Source organism: Corynebacterium suicordis DSM 45110 (assembly GCF_015351405.1).
Classification (GTDB): Bacteria; Actinomycetota; Actinomycetes; order Mycobacteriales; family Mycobacteriaceae; genus Corynebacterium; species Corynebacterium suicordis.
Genome location: NZ_JADKMY010000001.1, coordinates 725,329 through 736,769, shown reverse-complemented (window position 1 = coordinate 736,769; position 11,441 = coordinate 725,329). Strand labels below are relative to the sequence as shown.

The 11,441-nt window shown below is 60.7% G+C and carries 8 protein-coding genes; 6 read left to right on the top strand and 2 right to left on the bottom strand.

Features of this window, described 5'->3' with window-relative positions; genetic code table 11:
- Nucleotides 1-2: 2 nt before the first annotated feature.
- The 3 genes from IRY30_RS03440 to IRY30_RS03430 are packed head-to-tail and all read left to right on the top strand — an operon-like array spanning nt 3 to nt 2,490.
- Nucleotides 3-893, top strand: coding sequence for a metal ABC transporter substrate-binding protein (locus IRY30_RS03440; RefSeq protein ID WP_194555972.1), 891 nt, complete (start codon nt 3-5; stop codon nt 891-893).
- On the top strand, nt 890-1,627 hold the full coding sequence (locus tag IRY30_RS03435) for a metal ABC transporter ATP-binding protein (protein WP_194555971.1): 738 nt from the start codon (nt 890-892) through the stop codon (nt 1,625-1,627). Before IRY30_RS03440 ends, IRY30_RS03435 begins: the two co-directional genes overlap by 4 nt.
- Complete coding sequence (locus IRY30_RS03430; RefSeq protein WP_194555970.1) at nt 1,624-2,490, top strand: metal ABC transporter permease; 867 nt, start codon at nt 1,624-1,626, stop codon at nt 2,488-2,490. Before IRY30_RS03435 ends, IRY30_RS03430 begins: the two co-directional genes overlap by 4 nt.
- A gap of 4 nt (nt 2,491-2,494) precedes the next feature.
- Here the strand turns inward: IRY30_RS03430 and IRY30_RS03425 are convergent, their stop codons facing one another.
- Both IRY30_RS03425 and mfd read right to left on the bottom strand, forming a co-directional pair.
- Nucleotides 2,495-3,760 carry a MazG nucleotide pyrophosphohydrolase domain-containing protein gene (locus IRY30_RS03425; RefSeq protein WP_194555969.1) on the bottom strand — a complete coding sequence of 422 codons (1,266 nt, stop codon included), beginning with the start codon at nt 3,758-3,760 and terminating at the stop codon, nt 2,495-2,497.
- A gap of 19 nt (nt 3,761-3,779) precedes the next feature.
- Nucleotides 3,780-7,511: a transcription-repair coupling factor gene (gene mfd, locus IRY30_RS03420; RefSeq protein WP_194555968.1), complete on the bottom strand. Its 3,732-nt coding sequence runs from the start codon at nt 7,509-7,511 to the stop codon at nt 3,780-3,782.
- A gap of 368 nt (nt 7,512-7,879) precedes the next feature.
- On the opposite strand from mfd, the gene IRY30_RS03415 reads away from it, so the two are divergent.
- The 3 genes from IRY30_RS03415 (at nt 7,880) to IRY30_RS03405 (ending at nt 11,115) form a co-directional block, all read left to right on the top strand.
- Nucleotides 7,880-8,335 (top strand): excalibur calcium-binding domain-containing protein, encoded by a 456-nt coding sequence (locus tag IRY30_RS03415; protein ID WP_194555967.1) that lies wholly within the window; start codon nt 7,880-7,882, stop codon nt 8,333-8,335.
- A gap of 199 nt (nt 8,336-8,534) precedes the next feature.
- Nucleotides 8,535-10,049, top strand: a complete 1,515-nt coding sequence (gene glmU / locus IRY30_RS03410) for a bifunctional UDP-N-acetylglucosamine diphosphorylase/glucosamine-1-phosphate N-acetyltransferase GlmU (RefSeq protein WP_194555966.1) — start codon at nt 8,535-8,537, stop codon at nt 10,047-10,049.
- Between the two features lie 94 nt (nt 10,050-10,143).
- Nucleotides 10,144-11,115, top strand: coding sequence for a ribose-phosphate diphosphokinase (locus IRY30_RS03405; RefSeq protein ID WP_194555965.1), 972 nt, complete (start codon nt 10,144-10,146; stop codon nt 11,113-11,115).
- Nucleotides 11,116-11,441: the final 326 nt, after the last annotated feature.

Below are 11,441 nucleotides of genomic sequence, written 5' to 3'. Positions count from 1 at the left end.
CTATGGAAAGAAAACTTGCGGCGGTTCTCGCCTCTGCCGCGCTACTGTTTGGGCTCGCTGCCTGCGCTAATGAAGTATCAGCGGGAGATAAGCCGATGGTGCTGAGCACGTTCACCATCATCGAAGACATCGCGAAGAACATCGCTGGAGATGCGGTAGAGGTGCGCAGCATCACCGATCCCGGTGCGGAGATCCACGGGTACGAGCCCACTCCCTCAGACATCGCCGCGGCCTCTGATGCGGATATGATCCTGGCCAACGGTCTGAATCTGGAGCATTGGATAGACAAGCTCCTCACGCACTCGACTGCCAAGCGCGTCACGGTGACCGAGGGCATTGAACCCATCAACATCGAGCATTCTGAAACCCCCAACCCGCACGCGTGGATGAGCCCAGCTCTGGCGAAAATTTACGTGGACAACATCGTCTCTGCTCTGAGCGAGCTGGTCCCGGATGCCGCTGGCACCTTCCGCAGCAATGGGGATGCGTACAAGGCGGAGCTGGATGGGGTGGATCGCGAGCTCACCGAGGGTCTGCGATCTCTGCCGGAAAACAGGCGCACGCTGGTTTCCTGCGAGGGCGCGTTTTCCTACCTCGCCCGCGAAGCCCACATGAAAGAGGGTTACATCTGGCCCGTGAACTCCAACGGTGAAATCACCTCCGGGGAAATCAGCAAGGCAGCCAGCTTCGTGCGCGAAAACCAGGTACCCGCGGTGTTCTGCGAGTCCACCGTGGGTAAAGGACCGCACGAACAGCTCAGACAAGAAACCGGGGCGAAGAATGGCGGCACGCTCTTCGTGGACTCCCTTTCCCCCGCTGATGGGCCCGTGCCTACCTACCTGGATCTGATCTCCTATGACGTGAAAACTATCGTCTCGGGGTTGAGCCAATGAGCAAACAATCACCAACTGAAGCCATGGCCGCCGTATCCCTCAGCGTGAACTACGGCCACGTCCACGCGCTGGACAACGTGAGCATCACGCTCACCCACGGCCGGATCCGCGCCCTGATCGGCACCAACGGTTCCGGTAAATCCACGCTCTTCAAAGCGCTGATGGGCCTGGAAAAACCCAGCTCTGGAACCATCCGCTCCGCGCATTCGGAACCTGGGGCGATCGCCTATGTTCCCCAATCCGAGGCGGTTGACTGGAACTTCCCGCTCAACGTGCGTGACGTCGTATCCAGCGGGCGCAGGGCTAGCAAGCACGGGCAATTCTTTCGCCGCTTGGATAGCTCAGACAAGCGCATCGTCTCCACTGCCTTGGAGCGCACCGAACTCACGGAATTTCAACACCGCCAGATCGGGCAGCTCTCCGGAGGTCAGAAGAAGCGCGCTTTCATCGCCCGGGGGTTGGCCCAGCAGGCACGGGTGATGTTGCTGGATGAGCCGTTTGCTGGCGTCGATACGAAGAATCAGACACAGATCACCGCACTGCTGCGCGATCTCGCCGCGCACGGGACCGCCCTGTTGGTGAGCACGCATGACCTGGACCGGTTGGGGGAATTGACCGATGATGTGACGCTGCTCGGTCGTCGCGTGATCGCCGAGGGTTCAGTGGACGAGGTGCTGCGCCCGGAGAATCTACGCGCGGCCTTTGGCGGCGGATTGGAGGCAGGTGCGCGATGAGTGGCATTCTCGGCTGGGCTTTGGAGCCCTTTCATTATTCGTTTATCCAGCAAGCCCTGCTGGTGGTGTCCGTGGTGGCAATTTCTGCAGGTCTGCTGAGTTGCTGGTTGGTCTTGGTGGGATGGTCTTTGTTGGGCGACGCCGTGTCCCACGCCGTGCTTCCCGGTGTAGTTCTGGCATTCATCCTGGGTCTGCCCTTCGCAGTGGGTGCCTTAGTTGCGGCTCTGCTTGCCGTGGGGTTGGTGCACGCGGTGGGTTCCGGCTCGACGCTGAAGGAGGACACGAGCATTGGAATCGTGTTCACTACGTTGTTCGCCGTGGGTTTGGTGATGGTGTCGCTGACTCCGGCCTCGGGGCACGTGCAGGAGCTGCTGTTCGGAAACTTGCTGGGGGTCTCGCATTCCGCGCTGCTGCAGGTGCTGATCTGCGGCGCGGCTGCGGTGGTGCTGGTGGCGATTTTCGGGCGGGCGTTCACCTTGTGGGCGTTCGATCCGATTCATACCCGCACGCTGGGCTTTCCCGTGCACGTGATTCGCAGCGCATTGCTGGTGGCCATGGCCCTGGTGGTGGTGGCCGGGGTGCAGGCGGTGGGTGTGATCCTGGTGGTCTCGCTGCTGATCACCCCGGGTGCGACTGCATATCTGCTCACCACCCGGATTCAGCGGATGCTGCTGATTGCCCCCGTGGTGGCGTGGATCAGCGGGGTGGGCGGGATTTTGCTGAGCTACTACCTGGATATTTCCAGCGGTGGCACCATCGTGACGGTGCAATCCAGCATCTTTGCGTGCGCTTACCTTTTCGGGGCGCGCGAAGGACTAGTTACCCGGGTGTTGATGCGGCGTGCCGAGGGTTCGCGGGCGTGAGCTGCTACTTCTGTGGCTGCTGCTGGCGGATCTTCGTGCGGAACGCGGTGACTGCATCGCGGAGGCGACGATCCGCCTCACCGGGCTTGTCCATCTCTAGGCCGACCATGGGGTAGCGGATATCCATGGGAATCTCGCTGTCCTTGAGCCCGAGCTCCCGGGCCTCCGCGATGACCAGCTCAGCTTCATGCAAGCCGGAGGTGCTGGTCTGCTGGGCTGGAGCGGGGTTCGAGGTTGCAGCTGGGACTGAGCTTGGCGCCTGAGTCGGAGCTGGGTCGGTGACTGCAGCAGTTTGCGCGGGCTGAGAAGCAGTAGACGCAGCACGCTGTGGCTCTTCGGCAGCCTGGCCTGCGTTGTCTTTCATCGCGACGAGCTTTGCGTAGTCCTCACCCAGCGTCTTCTTCCGCTCGGCGCGCTCGCGCTCCTTACCTTCAGCCCACAGGCGATCCTGCTCGTTCTTCGGCACCACGCGCTCCACCGATTCAAAAAGGTAAGGCGCGCGGGACTGCAGTTTGACCACAAAGGCCCCAGCCACGTGCCCGATATCGAAAGAGCCGCGGCGGTTGGCGATCTCCGCGTGGAAGAGAACCTGCAGCAACACGTCTGCCAGCTCCTTGCAAAGCTCCTGCTCCATCCACTTCGGAGTATCGGAATCCGCGAGCTTCTCCATCGCGCTGACAACTTCTGCCAACTCTTCGGTTTCCTGGCGCAGGTAAGGCAGGAGGCTCTGATGAGTCATCTCCTGCTCCCACTCGCCTTGGCGCAAAGCGCGCGCCATGAGTGCCACGGCATCTTCGATTTCGTCCATCACGGACGCAGGAACCTCGGTGCGCGTGGTGCGGCGCAGGCCTGCCACGGCAACGGTGTGCTCGTCGGTACCGACAATCTCCCCGTCCACAATCTGCCCGCCGGAGATCTCTACCTTCTGCGGGTTGGAGAAATCTCCCTTGATGGCGCTTTCGCTGGGCATTCCGGATTGCCGGGGCGCTTCGCTGCTCTCCAGCTGACGCTGCGGTTCCATCTCCACCAGCAACGATGGAGCGCTGATGAGGTCATCCCCACCCTGCAACTGGGTTTGCACCTCGGGGTTTTGCAGATCCGTTGTCACCAGCACATCGGACGTATCCACCGTGTGTCCACCGAGGTCAGCGATGACCCACCGGATGCGCACGGGGACTTCCTCCGTGTAAGAGACATCACCGGAAAGCAGGGTGACGGCCTCCACGGGGATCATCGCGGGGAAACGGGGATCGAGCAAAACCACAGACATGAAACTACATTCTACCCGCTCAACCCTTGACCACTGCAGGTTCGCCCCTCATATCCCTCTCTGGCAATCCCGCAAGTTGGGTCAATACGTTTGCACACCACTGCACTAAGTCTGCATCGCGCAGCGGTACCGCACGCATTCCTGCCCCCTCCTTGGGCGAAGGAATGAGCACCACCTTGGTGGTCGCACGGTAATTCGCGGATGGGTAGAGCCGCTTGAGCCGGACCTGGCCAGAATCTGGCAGATCAATGGGGCTAAAGCTGATCCGCGTGCCCACCTGCACCACTTCTCCCACGTTCAGATCGCGGCACAGCATGCGCAATCGGGAAACCACGGCCAGGCGGGTGACTTCTACAGGTGGCTCGCCATAGCGATCCTGCAGCTCCTCCAGCACGCGCTGAATATCTTCTTCTGTGTGCACTTCCGCGAACTTGCGATAAGCCTCCAGGCGCAGGCGCTCGCTGGCCACATACTCGGGAGGGATGTGCGCATCCAACGGGAGATCCACGCGGATCTCCTTCTTTTCTTCCTCGCGTCCGCTCACCGGCTGGCCGTCCGCCATCGCGCGGAAAGCTTCCACTGCCTCGCCCACCAGACGGACGTAGAGGTCAAAGCCCACGCCCGCGATGTGACCGGATTGTTCGCCACCCAGCACGTTGCCCGCACCGCGCATTTCCAAGTCCTTCATGGCCACTGCCATGCCGGCACCCAGATCGTTGTTCGCGGCAATGGTTGTCAGGCGGTCATAAGAAGTCTCAGTCAGCACCTCTCCGCGTGGGTAGAGGAAGTAGGCATAACCGCGATCGCGGGAGCGCCCTACTCGCCCGCGCAGCTGATGCAGCTGGGAAAGACCCATGTGGTGCGCGTTTTCCACGATCAGCGTGTTGGCATTGGAGATATCCAGGCCAGTTTCCACGATGGTGGTACACACCAGCACGTCGAATTCCCGATTCCAGAATCCGCGCACGGTGGTTTCCAGCTGCTCTTCCGACATCTGTCCGTGCGCCACCACCACGCGCGCTTCCGGCACTGAGGCACGGATTTCCATCGCGGTCTTCTCGATATCCCGCACCCGGTTATGCACGTAGAACACCTGGCCATCGCGCAAAAGCTCTCGGCGGATCGCAGCCGCCACGTGCTTTTCCTCCTGCGGCCCCACGTAAGTCAACACTGGATGACGATCCTCCGGCGGGGTGAGGATCGTAGACATCTCGCGGATCCCGGCCATGGACATTTCCAAGGTACGAGGGATCGGCGTAGCACTCATGGTCAGCACATCCACGTGCGTGCGCAGTGCCTTGATGTGTTCTTTGTGTTCGACGCCAAAGCGCTGTTCCTCATCCACCACAATCAGTCCGAGGTCTTTCCACTGCACACCGGTTTGCAACAGGCGGTGGGTGCCGACGACGATGTCCACCGTGCCATCGGCCATCCCCTTCAAGGTCTGCTTGGATTCCTTGGCGCTGGTGAAGCGGGAAAGCTCAGCAATATTGGTGGGGAAATCCTGCATGCGTTCGCGGAAAGTATTGAGGTGCTGCTGCGCCAATAGCGTGGTGGGCACCAACACGGCCACCTGCTTGCCGGATTGCACGGCCTTGAACGCAGCGCGGATTGCCACTTCGGTCTTGCCGTAACCCACATCGCCAATGATCACGCGGTCCATGGGCACCGCGCTTTCCATGTCTGCCTTCACCGCTTCGATTGCGGCGTACTGATCCTCAGTCTCAGTGAAGGGGAAAGCTTCTTCCATCTCGCGCTGCCATGGGCTATCCGGGGCGAAAGCAAATCCCGGTGCTGCCTGTCGCTGGGCATAGAGTTGCACCAGCTCAGCAGCAATTTCCCGCACAGCACCGCGGGCTTTGCGCTTGGTGTTCTTCCAATCCGCGCCACCCATCTTGGAAAGAGATGGCTTTTCCCCGCCCACGTAACGGCTGAGCATATCCAGCTGATCCATCGGCACGTAGAGCTGATCGCCTGGGCCGCCGCGCTTGGACGGGGCGTATTCCAGCACCAGGTATTCCCGGCGCGATGCTTCCGCTCCGCGTCCAATGGTGCGCTCGGTCATCTTGATGAACTTGCCGATGCCGTGGGAATCGTGCACCACCAGATCGCCTTGTTCCAGCGCCAACGGATCCACGCGATTGCGCTTCTTGGCAGGTTTCCGCTTACCGGTGGCTGCCGTGTCCACGCGGTTACCCGTGAGATCCGTCTCGGTGAGGAAGAGCATTGGCTCTTGGGAATCATCCCCGGCGAACGGGAAATCCACGCCGGAATGCGCGAGCGCGTGGTAAATGCTCACGGTTCCGGCCGGAGGCTCGTCCGTGGTGCTGAACTTCGAGGCCTTGATCCGACCCAGCCCGTGCTGACCCTGCAAATTCACCCCGATCGCCTCGCCGTGAATGCCCGCTTCTTGCATGCGACGAAGCATTCTTCCGGCCACTGCTGGCGTCGGCGCCGCAAAGGCCACCCGACCACCGGCTTCCACGCGCCGACGAACCTCGGCCATCAACGAACCGATCGCGTCCAAATCTCCGTGCGGGGCGGGCGCGGCCTGGTAGGAAAGCTCCAGCATATCGGCCGAAAAGCCCTCATCTGCATCCGCGATTCCCAAAGGAGAAATGGTCCACCACGGGCGTTCGCCCTGGGCGGTGCGGACATCATCGATCTCCAGGTAGGCCACGCCCTGCATGGGAGCAGATCCGCCCATCGCTGCGGTATCCCAGCTGGCATCCATGAACTGCTGACCGGTCTCGATGAGGTCCTGCGCGCGGCGATACACCGTGGCCGGCGCGGTGATCAGCGTGTGGGTGTTGGCTGGCATGAGCTCTGGGAGGGTCTTGAGGGGACTCTCGTGGAGCACCGGGATGAGCGATTCCATGCCAGGGGCCGCGATTTTCTGACTCAGCTTGTCCAACAGATCCGCCAGCTCCGGGTTCCCGGCGCGTTCCACGGAAAGGCTGCCGGCCTTCTTGGCCACGCCATCCGTCAGCAGCAGCTCCCGGCACGGGTAAACCTCCACCGCACGCTCAATCTGCCCGGAAATGGTGCGCTGGTCGCCCACGGAGAACGCACGAACCTCGCTAATCTCATCGCCCCAGAATTCCACGCGCACGGGCAATTCTTCGGTGGCCGGGAAGATATCCACGATTCCGCCACGCACCGCGAAATGCCCGCGCTTGCCCACCACATCAACATGGGAATAACCCAGCAACACCAGGCGCTGCTGCAGCTGCTCAAAGTCCAGCTCCACGCCCTCCTGCAAACGGATGGGTTCCACCTCACCCAGTTGAGATTGGATGGGCTGTACCAAGGCGCGCGTGGGTGCCACAACCAACTTCAGCGGAGGCTGAGTGCTCTCTGTTTTCTTCTCCAGCAGGGACAATCGGTGCAGCACGCGCATGCGCTGCGAGACCGTTTCCACACCTGGCGAAAGCTTTTCATGCGGCAAGGTTTCCCAAGCGGGGAACACCTCCACCACATCCCCCAGCATGTGCTTCAGCACTGCGCCCATATCCTGCGCCTGCCTGCCCGAGGCAGTCACCAACAACACGGGCACCTGCTGCGCCATCGTCCCCGCCACGAACGGCCACACTGCATCCAAAGCCTGCATGTGCAGAGACTTCTCCCCCAGATGCGTGACTACACCGCGCAGTTTCGAATCGCGCGAAGCCGCACGCAACACCCCGGCCAAGCTGGGCTGGGAGTTGATTGTGCGCGCGGAATCGGTGGCAGTTGATGCGTTGGAACTCATAACCTCACAGTGTAACGAGCGCCAAGACAACACTTCCCGCGCCAGCGCCTACTTCCCTGCCGAGACCGTTCGGGGGTCACAGTTTCTTATGCACAACCCGGCTGCTGTATTGTGACCCGTGCACGTCAAAGCGCGCATTCTCCCATGGTGTAATCGGCAACACTACGGTTTTTGGTACCGTCATTCTAGGTTCGAGTCCTGGTGGGAGAGCATTTTTTTGCCCTTTTTTTCGACGCCCACTCTCCGTGTTTCCGCGAGATTTTCGATTTACACTGCCCCTGCATAGCGCAGTCGTTAGACTCACTCTGGTCAATAACCTGCACTCGCAGTGAAACGCGCTTAGGGCGCTCGAAGAAAGTCTCACACACATGAACCCCCGCAAATCCCTGTTAGTTCTCGCTGCCGTTTCGGTGTGTGGAATTTCCGCCTGTAGCGCCCCTGCTGAAGAAGAAACCTCAGTGACGCAGACTGTCACCGCCACCACTACGGCAACGAGCACTTCCTCGACCCCGACCTCTTCTTCCGCAACTCCAACCTCTTCCAGCCCAGAGCCAGCGCCCTCCACTCCTCCTCCCGCCGAAGAACCAGCACCTGTAGAAAACGCGCCGCAGAACTTCTTCGCTCCCGCGCCCGCACCAGAGCCTGCGCCAGCGCCTGCTCCCGCTTATGAGCCCGCTCCAGCGCCTGCGGCCCCAGACATGAAATTTTCCAGCTGTAAGGAAGCTCTAGCTGCCGGTTATTCACACATGACCACTGGTTCCCCTGGCTACAGCACTAATTTGGATCGCGATGGCGATGGAGTGGCCTGTGACAAGGTCGGTTAATTAGGTCACGCAATACAAAACTGAGATCAAGCTAGGCGTTTGATGAGTGCCAGTTGCGGGGTCAAGAGCCGGAAACAAAGGGACAGCTGAGAACCCAGCAGCATCCCCAACCTGTCCCGCCCACCCGTTAGAGTGGTGGCAATACATTTGCCCCAACCACGGATCGCGTCTCTCGGCGATCACAAAGGACTTGCTCTCCATGACTACTTCCCCCGTAGCCGTCGTTGTCCTGGCCGCCGGTGCCGGAACCCGCATGAAGTCAGCCACGCAGAAGACCCTGCATGCGATCGGCGGGCGCACGCTTTTGTCGCACTCTCTCCACGCCGCGGCTGGTATCAACCCGGAACGGATCGTCGCTGTGGTGGGTCATGGGCGCGAACAGGTAGCACCAGCAGTTGATGAGGTGGCTAAGGAGCTGGGTCGCGATATCGATAAGGCCGTGCAGGCCGAGCAGAACGGCACCGGACATGCCGTGCAGTGTGCGCTCCCCGCACTCGAAGGCTTCGAGGGCACGGTCATCGTCACCAATGCAGACGTTCCCCTCCTGCAGGCAGAAACGCTAGCCAACCTGCACAAAGCTCACACCGAGGTACCCACCGCGGTCACCGTGCTCTCCGTCCGCCAGGAAAACCCCACCGGTTACGGTCGCATCATTCGCGCGGTAGATGGGGACGTCACGGGCATCGTCGAGGAGAAGGACGCGACCGCCGAGCAGCGCCTCATCACCGAAGTGAACTCTGGTGTTTTTGCTTTCGACGCCCACAATCTCCGTTCCGCTCTCAGCCAGCTGAACACCGATAATGCGCAAGGTGAGCTGTACCTCACGGATGTATTGGGAATCGCGCGTACCGAAGGCCACCCAGTGCGTGCCTTCATCGCCTCTGATGCCAACGAACTAGCTGGTGTGAATGACCGCGTACAACTCGCCGCCGCGGGTGCTGCGTTGAACCACCGCAATCTGGAGGCGGCAATGCGAGGGGGCGCAACCATCGTGGATCCGCACACCACGATGATCGATTCTGATGTGACCATCGGCCAGGATGTCACCATCCTGCCTGGCGTGCAGCTCAAGGGCCATACCCGGATTGCCGATCGTGCTTGCGTCGGGCCGGATAGCACCCTGGAAAACGTCACTGTTGGCGAAGGTGCCACGGTGGTTCGCACGCACGGCATCGATTCTTTTATCGGTAAGAACGCCAGCGTCGGGCCTTTCACTTACCTCCGCCCAGGCACGCACCTGGCTGAAGATGGCAAGCTCGGAGGATTCGTGGAGACCAAGAACGCCACCATCGGCCGCGGATCTAAGGTGCCACATCTGACCTATGTGGGAGATGCCACCATCGGCGAGTGCTCCAACATCGGCGCCTCCTCAGTGTTCGTGAACTACGACGGGGTGAACAAGCACCACACCACCATCGGTTCCCACGTGCGCACGGGTTCAGACACCATGTTCATTGCCCCAGTGACCGTCGGCGATGGCGCATACTCGGGAGCGGGCACTGTGATCAAGGACGATGTCGCCCCCGGTGCACTGGCCATTCGTGAAGGTCACCAGCGCAATATCGAGGGTTGGGTTGCGCGCAAGCGCCCCGGCACAGCCGCCGCTGAAGCTGCCGAAGCTGCAAGCCAGCGGATCGCTAATGGTGGCTCCCCCACCTCCGCACCAGTGGCCGGGGAAGAGCGCACCGCGGATCAGAACATTAACAAGGGCTAAGAACCACCGGGCGAGTATTTGTCCATCGTTTCCAACACAACTATCGTTGGGGGCGCTAAGAGGTATTCATCGCAAAGTCTGGAAGGGCTGACACTTGTCCACCACCAATTGGATCGACAATCAAAAAAACTTGATGCTCTTTAGTGGTCGCGCTCATCCAGAACTGGGTGAAGCAGTGGCTCGCGAGCTGGGAGTTGAACTGACCCCCACCACCGCCCGAGATTTCGCCAACGGTGAGATCTTCATCCGCTTCGATGAATCCGTCCGCGGCTCCGATGCCTTCGTGCTCCAGGCCCACCCATTGCCACTGAACAACTGGCTCATGGAACAGCTCATCATGATTGATGCGCTCAAGCGCGGATCCGCCAAGCGCATCACCGCAATCCTGCCTTTCTACCCTTATGCACGTCAGGACAAGAAGCACCGCGGACGCGAGCCCATCTCCGCTCGCTTGATCGCTGACCTGCTGAAGACCGCTGGTGCGGATCGCATCGTCTCCGTGGACCTGCACACCGATCAGATCCAGGGCTTCTTCGACGGCCCAGTTGATCACATGCACGCGATGCCGATCCTCACCGATTACATCCAGAAGAACTACAACCTGGACAACATCTGCGTGGTCTCCCCTGACTCCGGTCGAGTCAAGGTAGCCGAGAAGTGGGCAAACGTGCTGGGCGATGCCCCATTGGCGTTCATCCACAAGACCCGCGATATTGATGTGGCCAACAAGGTCACCGCTAACCGCGTGGTTGGCGATGTCAAGGGTCGCACTTGTGTGCTGCTGGACGACATGATCGATACCGGTGGAACCATCGCCGGTGCTGTGGGCGTGCTGCGCGAAGCTGGCGCTGGTGACGTGATCATTGCCACCACCCATGGTGTGTTCTCCGGACCTGCCCGTGAGCGCTTGAGCTCCTGTGGTGCGCGCGAGATCATCACCACGGACACTCTGCCGCAGAACACCGAGGGCTGGGAAAACCTCACGGTGCTCTCCATTGCTCCACTGGTTGCCAAGACCATTCACGAGATCTTCGAGAACGGCTCAGTCACCACCCTGTTCGAGTAGTTCCTGTTCGAGTAGTCCTTCTTCAGACAGTCGCAGCTCGAGCAATCGCAGCTCGCTCATCTGAGCCAGCGCCATAGCCCCGCCAAACAGCCCAGAAGTGGCTGCAGGCGGGGCATTTTTCGAATAGCCACCGCGATGCTAAGGTAAGGGACTGAATCTCTCGGCGAGGGCTGGAACCGTGTCTCACATGGAACTGGCCGTTATCGGCGCGAACCCCACTCCCAGCCACTGCTTGTGTGCTGCGGGAGGTTTTACGCCGCGAGGAGTCGCGGCGTTTTTTATGCCGCGATTCACGCGATTCTTAAAACACGATCCGCAGCTGGAAT

Excerpts from the sequence above, each read along its gene's own strand:
- IRY30_RS03430 (WP_194555970.1), top strand. The coding sequence starts at position 1,624 with ATGAGTGGCATTCTCGGCTGGGCTTTGGAGCCCTTTCATTATTCGTTT.
- IRY30_RS03425 (WP_194555969.1), bottom strand. The coding sequence starts at position 3,760 with ATGTCTGTGGTTTTGCTCGATCCCCGTTTCCCCGCGATGATCCCCGTG.
- IRY30_RS03440 (WP_194555972.1), top strand. The coding sequence starts at position 3 with ATGGAAAGAAAACTTGCGGCGGTTCTCGCCTCTGCCGCGCTACTGTTT.
- IRY30_RS03415 (WP_194555967.1), top strand. The coding sequence starts at position 7,880 with ATGAACCCCCGCAAATCCCTGTTAGTTCTCGCTGCCGTTTCGGTGTGT.
- mfd (WP_194555968.1), bottom strand. The coding sequence starts at position 7,511 with ATGAGTTCCAACGCATCAACTGCCACCGATTCCGCGCGCACAATCAAC.
- IRY30_RS03435 (WP_194555971.1), top strand. The coding sequence starts at position 890 with ATGAGCAAACAATCACCAACTGAAGCCATGGCCGCCGTATCCCTCAGC.
- glmU (WP_194555966.1), top strand. The coding sequence starts at position 8,535 with ATGACTACTTCCCCCGTAGCCGTCGTTGTCCTGGCCGCCGGTGCCGGA.